Raw genomic sequence first — 20982 nt, forward strand, 5'->3', positions numbered from 1 at the left:
ATAATATGTCAAAGAGGATAAATATGAACATTCACAACATTGCCAACCACCTCAATGCACTTGGCGACAACAGCCACACCGGCTTTCAATTCGATTGTTATCCCATAGATGGTGACGTCGAAGTACTGCAAGTCAACGTTGTGGGACGCGAAGAGATCCCTGTGTTTGTATCGGTAACGGACAACCAAATCCTGTGCATCAGCTACCTATGGGGCGAAGACGAAGTTAAGCAAGAACGTCGCAGCGAGATGTTTGAAACCATGCTCGAACTCAACATCCCTATGCCACTGTCCTCCTTCGCTAAGGTCGACGACAAGTATGTGGTCTATGGAGCCCTGTCTGTGCAATCGAGCATGTTAGAGATAGAGCAAGAGCTGTCAGTCCTGTCCGACAACTGTCTGGAAGTGATCGACGAACTGGCCGATTTCTTAAAGTAACCGCTAACCAATTTAGTCATGTGATGGTTTACGCACAAGGCGACGCCATTACCCCAAGAGGAGTCATATTATGGGCATACTGAACAAGATCCTCACCGCATTTCGCGGTGGCGCCACCGAAGTTGGCCAGAGTATCGTCGACGCCAACTCGACACGCATCTTCGAACAAGAGATCCGTGACGCAGAGAAACACCTGACCAAGGCCAAGCGCGAGCTGACCGACGTCATGGCCAAAGAGATGCAAGCCAGCCGCGAAGTGGATCGCCTAAAGCGCGCCATCGCCGAGCACGAAGGCTATGCGACTCAGGCGCTGGAGAAGGAAAACGAAGCCTTGGCCCTGGAAGTGGCCGAGAAGATCGCTCAGCTTGAGCAAGAGCTTTCTGAACACCAGAGCGCCAACGACAGCTTCAGCGCCCACGCCGCCCGCCTGAAAGACCTGGTGCGCAAGACAGAGCGCCAGCTGGCTGACTACCAACGTCAGCTCAGCATGGTCAAGACCACGGAAAGCGTGCAGAAGGCCACGGCGACCATTACCGATTCCTTCGCCAGCAGCAACTCTAAACTGCTGAACGCCAAGGATTCGTTGGAACGCATCAAGGCACGTCAGCAGCAGTTTGACGACCGTCTCAAGGCCGCCGAAACCCTGGCCGACGAGAACAGCGACAAGTCGCTACAGGCCAAGCTGGCCGAAGCGGGTATCGGCGAGCAGAAGTCCAATGCCAACGCAGTACTGGATCGCCTCAAAGCCCGTAAGTAAGCCATAAGCGACTAGCGAAATCATAGCACCTTGCGGCACTGCCCAAGGTGCTTTTGTGCCAATCACGGTAAGCGTTCCACAATGGCGCAGGAAAACGCTTGCTAACAAGGCAGGATTTTTCGATAAGCAGTTATCGAAGGTTTTAACAAGCCAGCATGAGCAGCGATTTACTAGGATTGGTATCAACCATTATTCTTCTCGAGGGTAGTTCATGGGATTCTTAAAAGGATTGTTTGGTAAGAAAGAGGCGCCCAAACGCCAACTCAACCATCCTAATCATTTGCAAAAAGGCGATATTATCAGCCTGGATGACAGCTTCGCCCTGCCCGAGCAACTGCGAGGCCAACAGCTGAGAGTCGAAGGGATCAACACCTACGAATACCAGCGCAAACAGCTCTGCGAATGGGTGCTCAAGGGCCACGGCAACGACAGCCTCTGCCTCTCATTGGATGAAGACGATGAGACCTATCTGGCCTTCTCCATCAAGATCCCCCGCAGCCAGGTGGAGCAGCTGTTTGATCTCGACGCCTTCAGCGAGATCTTCGAAGAGGATTCGCACGCCGAGCTTGAGGTCAAAGAGACCCCTGCCGCCCTCATGGGATGGCTGGGTGATCGCTATCATCAGGTAAACTTCGCCCAGTTTGGCTATTTCCACCGCGTCGATTATCGCGGCATGCGTCCGCCCCAAGATGAGGGGATGAGCTCGGGCGAGCCGTTCGAGAGCTATCTGCTACTGGATGAAGAGGAAAATCGCGCCGTCGAGGTCGAGGTGTATGAAGGAGGCGATACAGATGTCAGCCTCACTATTTACCGTCCCTTGAGCGATATTCGCCAATATTGGCCGGGACAGCTATAAACAACACAGGGCGGTCATGCCGCCCACTTTGCAAGATTCACAGCACCTTAAGGCAAGCTAATGACCAAGAATAAGAAGCTGCTTCCCGAACAGTGGCAGCAGAATCAGAAAGCCGCCAAGGCCACCCAGGTCGCATTCGATCTGGACGAGAAGTTTCAATACTCTATCCGTAAGGCCGCGTTGGATGCAGGCGTCAGTCCCTCGGATCAGATCCGCAGCATACTGGGGCTGGCCACCACCAAGCGGCCCAAGCGTCCGCGTCTCACCGTCTCCCTCAGCCCGGAAGATTATCAACAACTGGCGGAAAAATATGGCCTGGCCGCCGATGAGCAACTGGAAATAAAACGCCGCGTATTGGATGACCTGGTTCATTTTGTCGACAAAAACGAATAAGATCATGGGCTGTATACTATTTTAGGGCGACTCACAGGGAAATTCGGCTTGAGCGCCGCCGCCAAAAAGGAATCGATATCATGATCGATAGAAAGCGCTGGCTTCTGCCCATCAACCAGAACCCCACTCCCTTCGAGCTGGCGATGATGCTGCTCTCCTTGATCTCTGTCATCGTGGTACTCATGTTGACCTTCGCCAAGCTGGATGGCGAGACCCGCCGCCTGCTCTTCTTCATCGACACTAGCATCTGCGTCATCTTCATCAGCTACTTCTTTATCAACCTGTTTCGCGCCGAAGATAAGCGTGACTACTTCAGGCACCACTGGATCGATCTGGTGGCCAGTATCCCCGCCATCGAAGCCTTGAGGCTGGCCCGTTTCTTCCAGATCTTGCGGGTGATCCGCCTGATCCGCATGACCCGTTCTATTCTTATCCCCCTGATGCGCCAGCGTCAGGAGACCACCCTCGCCAGCCTATTGGTGGCCATGGTGACCATACTCACCCTCGCCTCGGTAATGATTCTGTTGGTGGAGAGTGGCGATCCCAATGCCAATATCCACACTGCAGAAAATGCTATCTGGTGGGCGCTGGTGACCATCTCTACCGTGGGTTACGGCGACTATTATCCAGTCACCACAATCGGCCATTTCATCGGCGGCCTGGTGATCGTCTGTGGGGTGAGCTTCTTCGGGGTGATCTCAGGTTACATGGCCTCTATCTTCATCGCACCAGACAGCAAGCAGCATCAGGAGGCCCAGAGCCAACAGATGCGTGACGAGCTACAGATAGTGCTGCAGCGGATGGAGAAGAATCAGGAGACCCTACTGGCGGAGATAGCAACCCTCAAGCGCCAGCTGAATGAGAAGAAAGAGGCCAAAGACTAACTCGGCGCCTAGACGTCGAGTCAGGGTGCGAATGTTAGGTTGAGTGGGAGTGTGTAAGTATTAGCACATAAGCCGAGCGCACTAACACCTTAACTCCCCTGCCCACTAACCGCTAAAAGCCTTAACGCCAATAAGGCTGCACCTTAAGCGCCGAGCGGCGCGAATGCTCCATGGCAAACAGCAGGCTCTGCTCCTTGCTATCGAGCCAATCATCGATATCCCGCCCCTGCGTGGCGGCGGTTTGCCTCAGACTGTGATAGGCACCCAGGGTGCGAATGCCTAATACCAGATCCTGCCAGGGGGCTCGGAACTGATCCCGCGACTTATGCTTATACAGCTCACCGTAGGCGACACCGACCAGGATGCTCTCATCCAGCGCCTTGGCAAAAGATTGATAATCTTCGCTGCTCAGCTCGGCATTGGAAGGCATTAAATCGACAATCTGCTGCCAGGAGGCTTCCTGCAGCCGATCGGCAAAGGCTTGCAGGCTCTGCTGCTCGCTGATATATACCTGCCCGGCATTCACCGCCATCAAGAGGCTCACCAGACGTACCTGCAACTGACCATAGGTCACATGGTTAAGCATGGCATCTATCTTTTGTGGCATCTCCAGGGCAGCCAGCTCATGGCGCACCGCATCCAGCAAGCCTTCGGGCTCACTCAGATTACTCAACAGGGCACCGTCACCATCCAGCAGCTCACACAGACTCAGCCCCTTGTCGACAAAGCTCAGCTGCGACTCTATGGCGTCGAAGGCCTGCAGCAATTTGTCATCCAGCAGGGAAAACTGCGCCAGGGTGCAACGCAGCAGGCGAATGCAGGCACGCAGACGATAGCCCAGCAGCGGCAGTTGGCGCGCCGCCTGCCGGGATTCCAGCAACATCTCTTCGAGCAGCTGCCAGCGATCAAGACCGGTTTCCAGCAGAGTTACCAAGGCCTGTTTCGGAGTGCCCTTCTTTGGCAAGGCGATAAAGGCCAGGGTGTCGAGCTGCAGGGGGCTGGCCATGGCCGCCAGGCGATAGCCGCGCTGGGCCTTGCTGGCGCGCCCAAGTCTCGCCGGGATCTGCTCTGTCACCCGCTCGGCCAGCGCCAATAGCGCCTGGGCATCGCCGGCCAGTAGCTCAAATTCCAACTCACAGATAGGCTCGCACTGGCCATTGGCGCTGATGCTGCCGATATCCAGCGCCACCTCCACCAGGCTCTCATCGAGATAAATGTGCCAGCTCATGCGGGTAAAGTCTGTGTCGAATAGCGAGACCAGCGCATCCTGCACCGGACCGATTTCGTCGCCCTCTGGCCAGATCTCAGTGGGGAAAAGCGACAAATTGACCTTTGCTTGATCGATATCAATATTGTACTCGGGGCGGGAGTGCACCCCACCGACCACAGTGCCGGCGGTCTTGATCGTCTGCTCAAATTGACCGTCTCGGCCACGAATACGCAGCCCCATGTCCCAGCGTCTAAGCTGAAGTTCTGGGGTATCGTAGTAACTGTTGGTCAGATGAATCGCGCCTTTTGCATCGCTATGGGGTAGACTGTTAAGCAGTGATACCAAGGCTTCGCGTTTGTTTTCGGGGAAAAATAGTTTTAGCTCTATCTCGGCTTCCATTCGCCAGCTGCTCACTTTTTTAATCTAGGACTCGGAACTGTAATGAATGTGTCATTATACTTTAATGAAAATTTCACAATGTCATATTAATGTCATAATCGGCCATTAGTATCTCGCATTGCAGTTTATATATAACTCGTTAGAATAAAAACTGTGGGTTTTTATATAAAAACACAGTTTCAATACGCGGACGCTTGGGTTAACATGCGCCCGCATTTTCCAACAGTGGAATAACCTAAATAGGTACACGGCAATGCCAGTAAACTCTATTTTGGGCGTGTTTGCAAAATCGCCAATTAAACCATTACAAGATCATATCGACAAGGTGCACGATTGTGCCTCGATCCTTGTACCATTTTTTGACGCTACTGTCGCAGGTGACTGGGACAAAGCGGTTCAACTCCGTAAGCAAATCAGCCAATCAGAACGTGAAGCAGACGAACTCAAACGTGAGATCCGCTTAACGCTTCCCGGCGGCCTGTTTATGCCAGTTGAAAGAACAGACTTACTGGAGCTACTTACCCAGCAAGATAAAATCGCCAACAAGGCGAAAGACATTTCAGGTCGCGTTATCGGCCGTCAGCTACTTGTCCCAGAAGCAATTCAAGATACCTTTAATGCCTACCTGGCACGCTGTCTCGATGCAGTGGCTCAGGCTAAGCAAGCCATTAACGAACTCGATGACCTGCTAGAAACGGGTTTCAGAGGCCGTGAGGTCGATCTTGTCGCTAAAATGATCGTGGAACTCGACAAAATTGAAGAGGACACCGACGATCTACAAATCAAAATCCGTCGTCAGTTGTTTAGCATCGAGAATCAGCTAAACCCTGTGGATGTGATGTTCCTCTATAAGATAATTGAGTGGGTTGGAGACTTGGCAGACCTTGCCGAGCGCGTCGGTTCCCGCCTAGAGCTAATGTTAGCTCGCGTCTAAAAACAAAGTTATCAAGGTATCAACATGGTTGATGTATTAATCACCAATGGCCCGTGGCTAATTGCCATTGCGGCTGCATTTGGATTTTTAATGGCGTGGGGTATTGGCGCAAACGATGTCGCTAATGCTATGGGAACCTCAGTAGGTTCAAACGCGATCACCATTAAACAAGCGATCATCATCGCGATGATCTTCGAATTTGCCGGCGCGTACCTCGCAGGCGGTGAAGTAACCAGCACGATCCGTAAAGGGATCATAGATTCGGCCTATTTTGTCGACTCACCTGAGCTGCTGGTGTACGGCATGATCTCGGCGCTACTGGCTGCCGGCATCTGGTTGGTTGTCGCGTCAGCCCTGGGCTGGCCGGTATCGACCACTCACTCTATCGTTGGCGCTATCGTAGGTTTCGCCGCCGTGGGTGTGAGCGCCGATTCTGTTGCCTGGAGCAAGGTATTGGGTATCGTGGGGTCATGGATCATCACCCCGGCGATCTCTGGCTTTATCGCCTTTACCATCTTCCAAAGCGTACAGAAGCTGATCTTCAACACTGACAACCCGCTGGAAAACGCCAAGCGTTACGTGCCTTTCTATATGGCACTGGCCGGTTTCGTCATGTCGCTGGTGACCATCAAGAAGGGTCTGAAGCACGTAGGTCTGCACTTCACCAACGTCGAAGCCTACTCACTGGCTGTCTTTATTGCGATCCTGGTGGGCATTGGCGGTATGATTGCCATCAGACGTCTAAAGATGAGCCAGAGCGCCGATCGTCAGACGCAGTTTGGTAACGTGGAGAAGGTATTCGCTATTCTGATGATTGTGACCGCTTGTTGTATGGCGTTCGCCCACGGTTCTAACGATGTCGCCAACGCTATTGGCCCTCTGGCCGCCGTGGTATCCGTGGTAAATAGCGGTGGCGAGATCGCCAGCAAGGCTGAATTAGTGTGGTGGATTCTACCACTGGGTGCCTTCGGTATTGTCATGGGTCTGGCTATCTTCGGTAAGCGTGTGATGCAGACTATCGGTAAGAACATCACTCACCTGACACCTAGCCGTGGTTTTGCCGCCGAGTTGGCTGCAGCCTCTACCGTGGTTATCGCCTCGGGTACGGGTCTGCCTATCTCGACCACTCAGACACTGGTTGGTGCCGTGTTGGGTGTTGGTATGGCGCGTGGTATTGCCGCCATCAACATCGGCGTGGTACGTAACATCGTGGTTTCTTGGGTAGTCACACTGCCTGCGGGCGCGGGCCTATCGATCATCTTCTTCTTCATGATCAAGGGGATCTTTAGCTAAGCTAAGCCCTATTCATGAGAGAATTAAAAGGAAGCCTCAGGGCTTCCTTTTTTGTTGCCTGTTTCAGCGGATATCTTCTGTCCAGCTTACTCGCCAAAGCTTGCGGATCTTACCAGGTAACGCTCTCGCCACTTGTTAGCAAATCCTTGTGCAACTTGTCTGCCACACTTACCCACTACGAAGATTAATTCCTGGTAACACTTCCCATGTTGCACTTGCAAATAGGTGGCTAAATCCCTAGCATGTGCCAATATTTCGCTGAAGAGAACTCAAAGTGTTAAGACTCCTATCTATTCTCGCCATGATGCTAATATCATCGACTCTGATGGCGGCAGAGCAGACCCGTTATATCTCAGATAACGTCTACACCTTCATTCACGGTGGTCCTGGCACCCAATACCGTATTCTGGGCAGCGTCGAAGCCGGTCAACCGGTCACCTACCTGGGTGAGATGCAAAACGACTACGCCAAGGTCGTCGACCACAAGGGCCGCGAAGGCTGGGTCGACAGCAAGATGTTGGACTCAGGCAAGAGCTTCCGTGTGCAGCTGCCAGAGGTTCAGGCCGAACTCGACAGGGTAAAGGCCGAGCTTGAGAGCATCACCAACGAGAGCGACAGCAGCACTCAGGTGATCCGCCAGCTACGTTCACAACTGGCCAATGCCGAAGAAGCCCTGGCCAAAGCCTCGAGCGAGCGCGACAGCGCCACCCGCGAGCTGACCAAGCTGAAAAACGACGAGCGCTTCGAGCTGATGAAGCAAGGCGGCATGATAGCCGGTGTCGGCGTGTTGATCGGTGTAATTCTGGTCTACTTACCGCGTCCTCGTCGTCGCCAGAAGAACCGCTGGTAATCATCTAGGCATTACCGCGAGCGACCATAATGAGCCAGGGCTGAGTCCCTGGCTTTTTCTATGGCTAAAACAGCGGTAAAACACCCTGAATTTTATTCATAACACGCCCCCACAATCCCCATAAACAGTGGCCTTAGCCACCTTCTGGCCGGACGAGATCAAACAAAGGTCACATTCACCCACACAAGAGTGTCCCTCGTCACATTTTGGAGGTATAATCGGCGCGCAAATGGCGCCAGATTGTATACAAAAATAATACTAAACGCCTGAAAACTTACCTTTTGTTCAAGCCAAAACTGTCCCTATTTAGGTCCAGGTGGAAGTGATTACTATGTTCAAAGCAAGTGAAGTTCTGACTGGTCGTTACGACTCAGCTACCCTAGATGAGCTATTTACAGCGATCACCAACAACTATATTGTCGACGAAGAGCAGTACCTCTCTGAACTGATTAAGCTTGTTCCCTCGAGCGACGACGAGATTCAACGTATTACCAAGCGTGCCCATGACCTGGTGCACAAGGTGCGTCAATACGACAAGAAAGGACTCATGGTCGGTATCGACGCCTTCCTACAACAGTACAGCCTGGAGACCCAAGAGGGGATCATCCTCATGTGTCTGGCCGAGGCCCTGCTGCGTATCCCTGATGCGGCTACCGCCGACGCCCTGATCGACGACAAACTCTCGGGCGCCAAGTGGGATGAGCACCTGAGCAAGAGTGACTCAACCCTGGTCAACGCCTCAACCTGGGGCCTGATGCTCACGGGTAAGATCATCTCCCTGGACAAGAGCATAGACGGCAAGCCAAGCAGCCTGCTAAACCGTCTGGTTAACCGCCTGGGTGAGCCTGTGATCCGCCAAGCCATGCTGGCGGCGATGAAGATCATGGGTAAACAGTTCGTACTGGGCCGCACGGTACAAGAGGCGCTGAAGAACAGCACTGACAAGCGCAAGCTGGGCTACACCCACAGCTACGACATGCTGGGCGAAGCCGCCCTGACCATGAAGGACGCGCAGAAGTACTACCAAGATTACTCCAATGCCATCGCGGCACTGGGCGCCCAGCAATATGATGAGAGCGAGGCGCCACGCCCGACCATCTCTATCAAGCTATCGGCGCTGCACCCTCGCTATGAGGTGGCCAACGAAGACAGAACCATGACAGAGCTGTATGACACGCTCGTCAAGCTAGTGTCTCAGGCGCGCAGCCTCAACGTAGGCGTCTCTATCGATGCCGAAGAGGTAGACCGTCTCGAGCTGTCACTGAAACTCTTCCAGAAGCTATATAACTCAGACGCCGCCAAGGGCTGGGGCCTGCTGGGTCTCGTGGTACAAGCTTACTCTAAGCGCGCCCTCCCCGTATTGTGCTGGATCACCCGTCTGGCCAAAGATCAGGGCGATGAGATCCCTGTACGCCTGGTGAAAGGTGCCTACTGGGACAGCGAGCTGAAATGGGCTCAAGTTGCCGGCGAAGGCGGATACCCGCTGTTTACCCGCAAGGCGGGTACCGACGTCTCCTACCTGGCCTGTGCACGCTACCTGCTGTCTGACACCACCCGCGGCGCCATCTACCCGCAGTTTGCCAGCCACAACGCCCAGACAGTGGCCGCCATCACCGACATGGCCGGCGATCGTCTGTATGAGTTCCAGCGCCTACACGGCATGGGCGAAGAGCTGTACGACACCCTACTGGCCGAGAGCGGCGTAAGCACGGTTCGCATCTACGCCCCTGTGGGTGCCCACAAAGATCTGCTGCCTTACCTGGTGCGTCGTCTGCTGGAAAACGGCGCCAACACCTCGTTCGTACACAAGCTGGTCGACCCTAAGACACCGATCGAATCTTTGGTTGTCCACCCATTGACGACCCTACAAAGCTATAAAACCCTAGCCAACAATAAAATCGTTCAGCCGATCGACATCTTCGGCGCCGAGCGTAAAAACTCCAAGGGAATCAACATGAACATCATCTCAGAATCTGAGCCTTTCTTCGCCGCGCTGGACAAGTTCAAAGACCAGCAGTGGTCTGCCGGCCCTATCGTCAATGGCGAAACCCTCAGCGGCGAAACCATTGAGGTGAAGAGCCCATACGACACCACACAGATCGTCGGCAAGGTTGCCTTCGCCAACAATCAGGCGATCGAGCAGGCTCTGGCCAGCGCCCACAACGCCTTCGGCAGCTGGTGCTCAACCCCGGTTGAAGTACGTGCCAACGCGCTACAGAAGCTGGCGGATCTGCTTGAAGAGAACCGCGAAGAGCTGATCGCCCTCTGTACCCGTGAAGCGGGTAAGAGCATTCAAGACGGCATCGACGAGGTGCGCGAGGCGGTCGATTTCTGTCGCTACTACGCGGTACAAGCCAAGAAGATGATGGGCAAGCCTGAGCTGCTGCCTGGCCCAACGGGTGAGCTGAACGAGTTGTTCTTGCAAGGTCGTGGCGTATTCGTCTGTATCAGCCCATGGAACTTCCCACTGGCGATCTTCCTAGGTCAGGTCACCGCAGCCCTTGCGGCGGGTAACACTGTAGTTGCTAAACCTGCCGAGCAGACCTCTATCGTAGGTTACCGCGCGGTGCAGCTGGCCCATGAAGCCGGTATTCCGAAAGAAGCCCTGCAGTTCCTACCTGGTACGGGTGCTACCGTCGGCGCGACCATCACGGCCGATGAGCGTATCGGCGGCGTCTGCTTTACCGGCTCTACCGTGACCGCCAAGCGCATCAACCTGACACTGGCCCAGCGTGACGGTGCCATCATCCCGCTGATCGCCGAGACGGGTGGTCAGAACGCCATGGTGGTGGACTCGACTTCACAGCCTGAGCAGGTGGTTAACGACGTGGTTTCCTCTTCATTCACCAGCGCCGGTCAACGTTGTTCGGCCCTGCGCGTGCTCTATCTACAGGAAGATATCGCCGATCGCGTGATCGACGTGATGAAGGGCGCCATGGACGAGCTGACCATAGGCGACCCAGGTTCAGTGAAGACAGATGTTGGTCCTGTGATCGACGCCACCGCCAAGGCGAACCTCAACGCCCACATAGACCATATCAAGCAGGTGGGTCGTCTGATCAACCAGCTGGAGCTACCGGCGGGTACCGAAAATGGTCACTTCGTGGCACCGACTGCAGTAGAGATCGACTCTATCAAGGTGCTGGAGAAGGAGCACTTCGGTCCTATCCTGCACGTGATCCGCTACAAGGCAGCCGACCTGCCTAAGGTGATCGACGACATCAACTCAACCGGTTTCGGCCTGACCCTGGGCATTCACAGCCGCAACGAGGGCCATGCCCTGGAAGTGGCCGACAAGGTCAACGTGGGTAACGTCTACATCAACCGTAACCAGATCGGCGCCGTAGTTGGCGTGCAGCCGTTCGGCGGTCAAGGCCTGTCGGGCACGGGTCCTAAGGCGGGTGGTCCACACTACCTGACCCGTTTCGTCACCGAGAAGACGCGCACCAACAACATCACCGCCATCGGCGGTAACGCCACCCTGCTTTCTCTGGGTGACAGCGAGGAATAATCTTGCTCGCTAAGCCCTTTAGTTAAGCGACAAACAAAAAAGCCAGTGGATTTCCACTGGCTTTTTTATTATCCGTCACAAGGGCTCAATACTAAGTAGACGCCTAACTCAATACCCGATTCAGGCTGGCATAGTGGGCATCCTGAGCCAGCAGGCTTTGGTGAGTGCCGCTGATGCGGATCTTGCCCGCCTCCATCAGATGGATGCTATCCATCTTATCCATGGCCGTCAGTCTGTGGCTTATCATCACCATGGTCTTACCCTTGGCAAACTCCAGCAACAGCGCCATGATCTCCCGCTCTGTGCGTTGATCCAGCCCCTCGGTTGGCTCGTCCAGCAGCAGCAACGGCGCATCGCGCAGCAGCGCCCTGGCCACGCCAATACGGCGACGTTCGCCGCCTGAGAGCTGTCTGCCGCCCTCGCCTATCCAGTTATCCAGCGGCTTGTCGCCTTGGGTTAATGTTCCCAGACCGACACGCTGGAGCACATCAATCAACTTGGCATCGTTAGCCTCACGCCAGGCCTTGCGCTCGGCGCGGCTGCCCTCGGGCGCCTGCTCAAATTGCGCCAGAGTCAGGTTATCGCGCAAGGTGCCGGCAAACAGATAGATACGCTGACTCACCACCGTCATGGCGCGGCGCAGCGCCTGCTCGCTATAGGCCTCGATCGGCCGGCCATCGAGCAAGATAGTGCCCGCATCGGGCGTCCACTCCCGGGTGATGAGCGACAACAGGCTCGACTTGCCGCAGCCGGTCTGGCCCAGCAGGGTTAGCTTCTCGCCCGGTTTCACCTCCAGGCTCAAATCGTCCAATACCTGCTGGCCCGGCTGATAGCCGAAGCTGACACCCGCGATAGACAGTGCGCCGCGACTCGCCGCCAGGCTAACCTCTTCCCCATAGCCAATGCTGGGGCGACGCTCGGTGATCTCACTCACCCGCTCGGCCGCCTGCACGCAGGCCGACAGATGCTGAAAGGCACCAGCCAGCGGCATCAACATCTCGATACAGGCCAGGGTCATAAACACCACCAGTGCCAGCAGTGGCCCTGGCGGCACCTTATCACCCACTCCATCGGCGGCGAGATAACAGAGCAGCACCAGCGCCAGGCCATGGCTTAGAATCAGCAGCGCCTGACTCAGGGCGGTCACTGCCGTCATGGTGGACTGGCTGGTAAACAATTTCGCCTGGGCGTCGTCCAGCTCGGCCCTGAAGCGCTTCTCGGCGCCAAACAGGGTCAGCTCCGCCTGACCTTGCAAGTATTCCAGCAACAGCACCCGATACTGACGCCGGCTCTCCAGCTGGGCGATGCCCGGCCTGTGGCCCAAACGATAGAAAACCAGAGGCAGCAGGAACCATAGGCTCAGCAGCACGCCGCACAGGGTCAGCGCCAGCTCACTGTCAAACCAGGAAAGAAAGCCATACAGGGCGGCGATCATCAAGAGCGAGGCCAGCAGCGGTGTTATTAACCGCAGATAGAGATGATCCAGTGTGTCGATATCGGCCACCAGGCGGTTGAGCAGATCGCCGCCGCGCAGATGGCTCAGATCCTTAGCGCTCAATGGCATCAGCTTGCCCCAGGCCCAGGTGCGCAGCTCGGTCAGCAGGCGGAAGGTGGCCTCGTGGGTCGCCAGACGCTCGCCATAGCGACTGGCGGTACGGGCAATGGAGAGGAAACGCACCCCACCGGCCGGGGTGAAATAGTTAAAGGCTTGGGCGGTCACTACACTCAGCCCCGCCACAGCGGTAGCCGACAGGAACCAGCCCGACAGCGACAGCAGGCCGATCCCCGCCATCAGTGTAGTCAGGCTCAGCAGCAGTCCCACCAGCATCATCAGCCACTGGCGCTTAAATAGCTTGATAAAAGGCAGCAGGTGTTTCATTACGCCTCCTCCTGTCGATGGCACAGGTCACGAAACAGCCCAGGCTCGGCCATTAGGGTGTGATAATCCCCCTGCTGCACCAGCTTGCCGCTATCCAGCACCCAGATCCTATCCATATCGATGAGGGCATCCAGGCGATGGGTAACCAGCAGACTAGTAGCGCCCTGGCGCGCATCAATAAGCGCCTGCATCACCGCCGCCTCGCTGTGGCTATCTAAGCTAGCGGTCGGCTCATCGAGCACAAACAGCTTGGCCGACTGTCCAAGCGCCCTCGCCAGACACAGGCGCTGCGCCTGCCCCACTGAAACTCCGGCGCTCTGCTCCCCTATGGGATGATCGAGTCCAAGAGGCTGTGCCCGCACAAAATCGCCGATACGGGCGCTGTCCAGCAATCTATAGATAGCTTCATCCGACATCTCCTTGCCCATGGTGACGTTGTCGCCAATAGTGCCGTGAAACAGCTGCGGCTCCTGCCCCAGCCAAGCGAGGTGATGTCGGTAGCTCTCCCTGTCTAAGCTACGAAGCTCCATACCATTTATTAGCACACTGCCGCGATAGGATAAGAAGCCCAATAGCATGTTGAGCAGGCTCGTCTTGCCCGCCCCGCTGGGCCCGACGATGGCAAGCTGCTCGCCGCCGGTGATCTCGGCCGTTATCGGCCCCAGCAGCACCTGGCCGTCTGGGCTTAATACCTCTACCCCTTGCAGCTGAATGCTCAGCGGTATCTCGCTTGTAAAAGGCACGCGCGGCGCATCATCAGCCTCAGCCACTCTATGATTCAGCAGCTCCATCAGCGCCTCGGCGGCGCCAATGGCCTGGGCCTTGGCATGATAGTGAGTGCCCATATCCCGCAGGGGCTGATAAAACTCAGGTGCCAGAATCAACACAAACAGGCCAATAAACAGGGTCAGGCCTGCGCCGTAGTGGCCAAAGTCGAGATGATCTAAAAAACTAAAACCGAAATAGACGGCCAGCACGGCGATAGAGACGGCGGCGAAAAACTCCAGCACCGCCGAGCTAAGAAACGCCATGCGCAGCACCGCCATGGTGCGGCTGCGAAACTCCTCAGAGGCATTCTCGATCGCCTGCTGCTCTCGCTCACCTGCGTGGAACAGACGCAGGGTGCCAAGTCCCCTCAGCCTATCCATGAAGTGACCGCTGAGGCGCGACAGGGCGCCGAAGTTTTTGCGGTTAGCATCGGCGGCGCCCATGCCCACCAAGATCATAAACAGGGGGATCAACGGCGCGGTGCCCAGCAGAATAATCCCCGCCGCCCAGTTGATGGGAAACACCACAGCCAATATGGTCAGTGGAATAAAGCCCGCCAGCATCATCTGCGGCAGGTATTTAGCATAGAAATCGTGAAGGTCTTCCACCTGCTCCAGCACTATGCTGGCCCAGCTGCCCGCCGGACGCCCCTTGATAAACACAGGCCCCAGCTCCACCAGCTTATCCAGCACACTCTGACGAATTTGACTTCGCAGCAACATGCCCGCCTTGAAGCTGATGCGCTCGCGGCCATAGGCTAGCGCGGCGCGCAGCACTATCACGGCTATCAGGGCGATAAACTCGTTGGTAAAGGCATCACGAGGCAAGTTTTCGATGATCAAACCGTGGAGCATGGTCGCCAGCAGGTAGGCCTGGGCCACAAGGGCGAAGCCGGTAAGCACACCAAACAACACGGTCAGATTGAGGTAGGCGCCACAGGCCGATTTTTGCTGCTTAAGCCAGCGGCCGAGGACTTTTTCGAGGGTCTTATCCATTGAGCTCCGCGCGTTATCAGGCAGGGACACTAAGTTCGATGGCAAGAGTATCGCAGGCTCGCGCACAGGAATAAACCAGCGGATGGGGAATTGTTAGTAGGCTCACAAAAATTGAGCTAGATCAAAAAAACTGGGAACTCAGTTTTTATCGAGTTTTGATTTTGGGGTGGGGTTCATGGAGATGTTGCCTTTCCTATGTGAGGATTATCGACCCATTTCGAGTAACCCAATAATATGTGTAAATTTAACGGCAAAGAACTTTGGTACTTGTAGACCTCTTTGAAGGTCGCACCTTCATGGCAGCCTAACGCCTGCCCGGCGGGGTTTCTTTGATTTGGTTTTATAGGTTTCTGCTAAAGGTATAGCTTTGACCTGAATTTGAATTAAAAAGGAAGACTGAAAGCGTACCATCATAACTGTTAATTGCCTGCCGCAGGCTTATGTGCAAACACGTTTTTGGCACGCCGCAAGCACGTCCGTGTGGGCTCTACGAAATCATCCCTGATTTCGAAGGCCAAAAACGTGTTTACACCAGTATCTATCGTCTCTTCGATTTAGCGTTACTGGGCAGCCTAGCTCTAAAACATTTTTGGACAGAAACGCGTTAGAGTATTTAATCAGTAACGCCCCATTCGGGGGATCGTAATAGCTTGCTAAAATGTGTAGCGAAGCGGAACCGAGCAAGCTGTTAGCAGTCCCGTTACTATAATGGTTTGTTATGTGTTCTTTACTGCGACAATGTTTCTGGCAACTTGTTTAAATAAGCTATAGCTTCATCACCTTTTTTCCAAAACTCTTTAAAAGATTTACCACCATCCATGTAAACTCTGTGACGCAGGAGTGCTTTCATTGATTTTGTGGCATTTTGAAAGATTGGAATTAACTGGTTTTCAGGATCTGATACTATTTGTGATTGATAATCTAATAGGTTTCCGACAGCATTTTCTAAAATATATTTTGCATCATCAATACCGTAAGGCTCGCTATCTCTTTCAGCAGCCCATTCAGCTTGCAGTTTACGGAGAAAGGATTCAAATTGAGACTTAAACATGTCTACATCGCTTTTCTCATATTCCTCAGGTGCTGTTTCAGCTTTTGTGTCTTTTGATATTCCAGCCATAAGTGTGGATAAATGCTTTTGTAGCATTTCTCTAAAATCACTAATTGAAGAGTAATCGAAAGTGATTCCCTCATTTCTTACACTTTTCTTATAGTCACTAAGGGCTTTATATTGTTCAAGATCTACACTATCAGGCATAACAGGAGCTGACGAGAAATACAGAAGAGTTTTCTTTCCCTGTTTTCTTAATCTATCTATTTCTTCTGCTGTTCCAGAAACATGGCCTCCTGTTGCAGTGCCCATACGAGTCCAAAATGCTCCAATCAAGAAATCACAAGAGTCTACAATTTGATTGTTAATTATTTCTTGAGGCCTTGCACCCATTTCAGGTACCACATGACTTTCCCACATGACTGGCTCTAAAATAATACCAGTATGAAAAGAGTGAGATGCATTCCAAGAGTAAATAATATCTGGAATTGATGATCGCTCTTTAACGCAATCTGCTGGTGAAGCAATAAGAATTCTATATATTAATCCATTTTGAGGCATAGCCTAACTCCTTGATAACACATAACGCCTTTGTAACCGGCTAATAATAGTTGGCTAAAATTTTGTGAGGTACGAACAAAGCCAACTGTTATTTGTCCGCGTTTACAACCTTGTTAGCTTTCGAGTAGTACTCACTAAAAACTCTTTTACCATTGTGGCTGTTAAAAAAGTAATAAAATGAAAGCGGTGTCAATAGAAAATGAAACAAGGCCGACCACCACACTAAATCACTATTATCTGGAATGAGAAAGATCCTAATCAGTATGGATGCCAAGAATAAACTCGATATCGTGATTAGACTAGTTCTAGCCCAATCATCATTCCAGATATGAGTAAGTAACTTAATGTTTTTATAACTAAAAGCTACCGTTATACCCAAAAGAAGAAGTAAGGTTTCATACCTTCCATTTACAGCATGGATAGCGGCAAAAAAAGGGATAAAAAAGTAAATAAACAATGAATTCGAGTATTGCTCTTTTGCTTTCCTTTTCTTAAAGCCGTCAGGACTTGTGTGTTTTTCAATGTCTTCACTCCCTGCATTTGCAGGACAGCCGCAAAATTCACACTTATCCAAGTTTGGCTCATTGCCTGCCTCACAGGCCTGACATGTCCATCTGTATCCTACCATCGTTCTCCATACTCGAAAGAAAGCTAACGCCTATTAGCGATAATGCACCTATATGATTCACCACCGAATATACATTGCGGCATGCTTTTGTAACCAGCTGAAACTTATAGCAATGACCAACTTTCATTTCAAGACCAACAGGTAAAGTCAAATCGAAGAGACGTTAGATACCCAGTGTAGATACGCCGGTGAGCTTCCGTGACAGGGATGTCACGGCAGAGCCTACAGGGAACGTACTTGCGGCGTCTCACAGGCGTATCTGCACATAAAGCCTGCGGCAGGCAATAAGTTTCCATGAAGGATCGACCTTTAAACTCACTCAACAAACAAACCTGCCACCAAACGCTACTCGCGCCAAATACTGCCAAATCGAAGAGACGTTTAGATACGGGTGTAAGCACGCTTTTGGCTCTCGGCGGCATGGACGCCGCCGTGAAGCGTATAGGGATATATTCACAGCGTGCCAAAAGAGTGCTTGCACATTCCCCCGCCGGGCAGGCGTTAGGTAACAGCTTAGGTTAACGCTACAACAAAGTAGCTAAATCCCGATGCAGCCAGCAATAAGGCTAATTTGCCGATTAGCCCAAACCGGCTAACTTCCCCTCTCACAAGCCCCCGAGTTTCTTGGCAAACTCAAACTCACCACGCACCCCTCCCGCCAGGGAAGATCAGCGTGATCGGCGCAGTTATCTATGGTGAACTGCCCCTTGTGCTGGCGTATCACGTCGCAGCAGATGGCGAGGCCGAGGCCCAGGCCGTCATCTTTGGTGGAGTAGAAGGAGGCCATGAGATCCTGCGCCTTGCCCTTGAGGCCGGGGCCATTGTCCACCAGCTTGAGGGTCGCCTGCTGGGCGCCATATTCAAGGGTCAGTAGCAGTCGCTTCTCCCTGTCGGGTTTCATCTCGGCCATCGCATCCAGACTATTCTTAATCAGATTCACCAGCACCTGACTCAGGCCGACTGCGTCGCCAAACAGGCTGTAGGGTTCACCGCGCACCTCCTGGGTGAGCACTATCCCCTGCTGTTGAAACTCGCGGCGAAACAGCGCCAGTGTGTTGGTGATCACTTCATCCAGAGACAGGGCTTCATACTGGGATTTACGCCGCTTGAGCAGGCCGCGAATGCGGTGCACCACGGCGCCAGCCCGAGCAGACTGGGCATTGATCTTGGCCAGCAGCTCATACAGATCTGAGTCGGCATCGCCGCGGCTGTTGAGCTGCATCATGCCCCCCTCGCTATACTGGGTGATGGCGGCGATGGGCTGATTCAGCTCATGGGCCAGGCCCGAGCCTATCTCGCCGAGAATAGCCGCACTCTTCATCCGCTCCACCTGTAGCGCCTTATCCTTGAGCTGACGCTCGGTGTCGATCAGAAAGTCGCTCTTCTGCCTGAACTTATACTCAAGCCAGAGGTGATAGACGGTGGACACCAGAAACAGCAACAACAACGCCAGGCCCCACTCCTTGTTCTTCTCCATCCACTTCAACACCGTGTAGTGCAGTGGCGGCGGTGGCGCCTTGAGCTGCAGCTCCTTAAACAACTTGATCACCTTGAGCTGACTGATGGGCGCCGTCCAGCCCAGGGTCTTGGCCTGAATGGCGGCGGGATGATCTGGCCCCAGAGCATAGAGGGCCTGGGTGATCTTCTGGGTGATGGCCGGCGGCACGGTATCGGCGGCGGCAAAGGACCAATTGGGATAGAGCTGAGTACTCACCAGACACTCGTAGCCCGCCGGCATGGTGGGGTGGATCACCCTGAAATCCTCCTTCTTCACCAGGCCGTCCTGAATCATCTCCTCCAGGGTGCAGAAGGGGGTGATGGCCGCATCGACCGTGCCGTCACGCACCTGATAGACGATGGGCTCCAGGGGAAAGCCCAGGAAGCGCAGCGAGCCGAAGTAGTTCTCCGGGTTGTAACCCATCTTATGCAGCAGGCCGATGGCGGCCTGATAGCCCCCCAAGGCCTGGGGATCGCTGGCCACCAGATGTTTGCCTTCGAGATCCTTGAGGGTGTAGATCTCACTATCGGCGCGCACTATGATGGTGGAGCCGATGGCAAAGGTGGCGCCGCCATGCATATGGCTCTTCATGGTCGCCAGCCAGGAGAGGGGGAAGTTGCTGCTGAGATTAAAGTATTGCCCCGGGTTGGTGACGATAAACTGCAGCTCGTGTTCCAGCAGCTGGCGGCTCATCTCATCGAAATCCACCGGCACCACCTCAAAATGGGTGCCAGGCACCTCCTGCGACAGGTAGTCCATCATGGGCTGCCAGCGCTCTATTCCCTTCTGCACCCCGTGATTGGCCAGCACCCCGACCCTGAGATGCACGAGGTTCACCTTGTCGCTAACCGAGGCATCGACTATCGCATCGCCTATCTCATTGGCGCTCTCACTAGCCAAGACATTGCCGACTTGAAGCAGACAGAAAGGCAATAAGAAGCAGATCAGCGCGCCCTTGAGCCGCCCTAAGCTCCCCTTCCAACACCTTATGAGTGCAAATCCCAATCGCCCTTTCATCGCTCGCCCGATCACTGAGTTAAGCCTACTACTCTAGGCAAGAAAGGAGCTATTTGATGTGAGGCGGTGCAAACATCCCCTTGTGTCTCCATCAGAAAATTATCATTTAGTGATCTGTCTCAAAGGCCCAAATGCCCCTTTTGCCAGCCTCAAATAGAGGCGCTAGGCTAGATGCAACCCAAGGCCAACGACCCACTAAAGCTATGCCGCAAGCCACGCCGCAACCTATGCCCCTCTATCTGGTGGACGATGACGAAGCCGTCCTCGACTCCCTCAGCTTCATGCTGCGCCAGTTCGGCTATGAGATGACCACCTTCGTCTCTGGCCTGCACTTCCTGGAAGAGGTAGATCTGAGCCAGCCGGGCTGCGTCATACTCGATAGCCGTATGCCGGCCATCAGTGGTCAGGCACTGCAGCAAGAGCTTCTAGCGAAACAAAGCCCCCTTGGGATCATCTTCCTCACCGGCCATGGCGACCTGCCCATGGCGGTCAATGCCTTTCGTCAGGGTGCCTGCGACTTCTTTCAGAAGCCGGTATCGGGTCAGGCCCTGGCGGCCGCCATCGACAAGAGCATGCTCCACAGCCAGAAGGCCTTCGAGGCGCTGCAGCTGAGCCACAACCTGGCCACCCTGAGCGATCGCGAGCATCAGGTGCTTGAGTTGCTTATCCAGGGCAAGACCAACAAGCAGCTCTCCGAGGCGCTGTTCTTGTCCCTGCGCACCATAGAGGTACACAGATCCAACGTGATGAAAAAGCTCAAGGTGCACAACCTGGCCGAATTAGCCAAGTACAGTCAGATCTGAGACGCATAAGTAGCGTCCGAGTTTTCTATTCCCCTTGTTTCCTTAGCCCCAGCCCTTAGCCCCAGTCGTAAGCCTTTCTTATTACGCTCGATTCACAAAGTCCTGTGTGAATAAAGGTCACACTTTTTTCACATTCTGGCTAAAAATCGCTGCGCCAGATCACGCGCCCCCCGCCTATGTGGTTTACCACAATACCCCTTAATTTTGTACGGGATAACAATGGACTCAGACCTCCTGCGGGAGGGAACAAAAACCAAT

At 53.9% G+C, this 20982-nt stretch carries 16 protein-coding genes; 10 read left to right on the forward strand and 6 right to left on the reverse strand.

From position 1 onward, the window contains the following. The first annotated feature begins 23 nt into the window (after nucleotides 1-23). From AYI87_RS03490 to AYI87_RS03510, 5 genes are all read left to right on the forward strand, one after another. Entirely contained in the window at nucleotides 24-437 is a 414-nt protein-coding gene (locus AYI87_RS03490) for a YjfI family protein (protein ID WP_041508415.1), read from the forward strand. Nucleotides 438-507: 70 nt separating this feature from the next. Then, nucleotides 508-1194, forward strand: a complete 687-nt coding sequence (locus AYI87_RS03495) for a PspA/IM30 family protein (protein WP_011864429.1) — start codon at nucleotides 508-510, stop codon at nucleotides 1192-1194. Nucleotides 1195-1405: 211 nt separating this feature from the next. Beyond that, nucleotides 1406-2050: a DUF4178 domain-containing protein gene (locus AYI87_RS03500; protein WP_144199652.1), complete on the forward strand. Its 645-nt coding sequence runs from the start codon at nucleotides 1406-1408 to the stop codon at nucleotides 2048-2050. Nucleotides 2051-2110: 60 nt separating this feature from the next. Further along, a complete protein-coding gene (locus AYI87_RS03505) occupies nucleotides 2111-2443 on the forward strand; it encodes a hypothetical protein (protein ID WP_144199654.1) in 333 nt (110 codons plus the stop codon). An 80-nt stretch (nucleotides 2444-2523) separates the two neighbouring features. After that, nucleotides 2524-3327 (forward strand): ion transporter, encoded by an 804-nt coding sequence (locus tag AYI87_RS03510; RefSeq protein WP_144199656.1) that lies wholly within the window; start codon nucleotides 2524-2526, stop codon nucleotides 3325-3327. Nucleotides 3328-3448: 121 nt separating this feature from the next. On the opposite strand, the gene AYI87_RS03515 is transcribed toward AYI87_RS03510, so the two are convergent. Further along, on the reverse strand, nucleotides 3449-4936 hold the full coding sequence (locus AYI87_RS03515) for an inorganic triphosphatase (protein WP_144199658.1): 1488 nt from the start codon (nucleotides 4934-4936) through the stop codon (nucleotides 3449-3451). A 253-nt stretch (nucleotides 4937-5189) separates the two neighbouring features. Here AYI87_RS03515 and AYI87_RS03520 point away from each other — a divergent pair, with 253 nt between their 5' ends. The 4 genes from AYI87_RS03520 (at nucleotide 5190) to putA (ending at nucleotide 11524) form a co-directional block, all read left to right on the forward strand. Next, entirely contained in the window at nucleotides 5190-5870 is a 681-nt protein-coding gene (locus AYI87_RS03520) for a TIGR00153 family protein (RefSeq protein ID WP_011864424.1), read from the forward strand. A 24-nt stretch (nucleotides 5871-5894) separates the two neighbouring features. After that, on the forward strand, nucleotides 5895-7163 hold the full coding sequence (locus tag AYI87_RS03525; protein WP_144199660.1) for an inorganic phosphate transporter: 1269 nt from the start codon (nucleotides 5895-5897) through the stop codon (nucleotides 7161-7163). A 301-nt stretch (nucleotides 7164-7464) separates the two neighbouring features. After that, nucleotides 7465-8013 (forward strand): TIGR04211 family SH3 domain-containing protein, encoded by a 549-nt coding sequence (locus AYI87_RS03530; protein WP_144200133.1) that lies wholly within the window; start codon nucleotides 7465-7467, stop codon nucleotides 8011-8013. A 331-nt stretch (nucleotides 8014-8344) separates the two neighbouring features. Beyond that, a complete protein-coding gene (putA, locus tag AYI87_RS03535) occupies nucleotides 8345-11524 on the forward strand; it encodes a bifunctional proline dehydrogenase/L-glutamate gamma-semialdehyde dehydrogenase PutA (protein ID WP_144199662.1) in 3180 nt (1059 codons plus the stop codon). A 103-nt stretch (nucleotides 11525-11627) separates the two neighbouring features. Here the strand turns inward: putA and cydC are convergent, their stop codons facing one another. The 5 genes from cydC to AYI87_RS03560 form a co-directional block, all read right to left on the reverse strand. Further along, entirely contained in the window at nucleotides 11628-13403 is a 1776-nt protein-coding gene (cydC, locus tag AYI87_RS03540; protein ID WP_144199664.1) for a heme ABC transporter ATP-binding protein/permease CydC, read from the reverse strand. Then, the gene (cydD, locus tag AYI87_RS03545) at nucleotides 13403-15166 is read right to left on the reverse strand and encodes a heme ABC transporter permease/ATP-binding protein CydD (RefSeq protein WP_144199666.1); all 1764 of its coding nucleotides are present in this window, start codon (nucleotides 15164-15166) and stop codon (nucleotides 13403-13405) included. Before cydD ends, cydC begins: the two co-directional genes overlap by 1 nt. Before the next feature lie 727 nt (nucleotides 15167-15893). Beyond that, nucleotides 15894-16778 carry a hypothetical protein gene (locus AYI87_RS03550; protein ID WP_144199668.1) on the reverse strand — a complete coding sequence of 295 codons (885 nt, stop codon included), beginning with the start codon at nucleotides 16776-16778 and terminating at the stop codon, nucleotides 15894-15896. Between the two features lie 88 nt (nucleotides 16779-16866). Next, nucleotides 16867-17406, reverse strand: coding sequence for a hypothetical protein (locus tag AYI87_RS03555; protein ID WP_144199670.1), 540 nt, complete (start codon nucleotides 17404-17406; stop codon nucleotides 16867-16869). A gap of 592 nt (nucleotides 17407-17998) precedes the next feature. Continuing rightward, complete coding sequence (locus AYI87_RS03560; protein ID WP_409928958.1) at nucleotides 17999-19921, reverse strand: PhnD/SsuA/transferrin family substrate-binding protein; 1923 nt, start codon at nucleotides 19919-19921, stop codon at nucleotides 17999-18001. Nucleotides 19922-20124: 203 nt separating this feature from the next. Here AYI87_RS03560 and AYI87_RS03565 point away from each other — a divergent pair, with 203 nt between their 5' ends. Beyond that, nucleotides 20125-20724, forward strand: coding sequence for a response regulator transcription factor (locus tag AYI87_RS03565; RefSeq protein ID WP_144199674.1), 600 nt, complete (start codon nucleotides 20125-20127; stop codon nucleotides 20722-20724). Nucleotides 20725-20982 lie beyond the last annotated feature (258 nt).

Source organism: Shewanella sp. KCT, from assembly GCF_007636505.1.
Classification (GTDB): Bacteria; Pseudomonadota; Gammaproteobacteria; order Enterobacterales; family Shewanellaceae; genus Shewanella; species Shewanella halotolerans.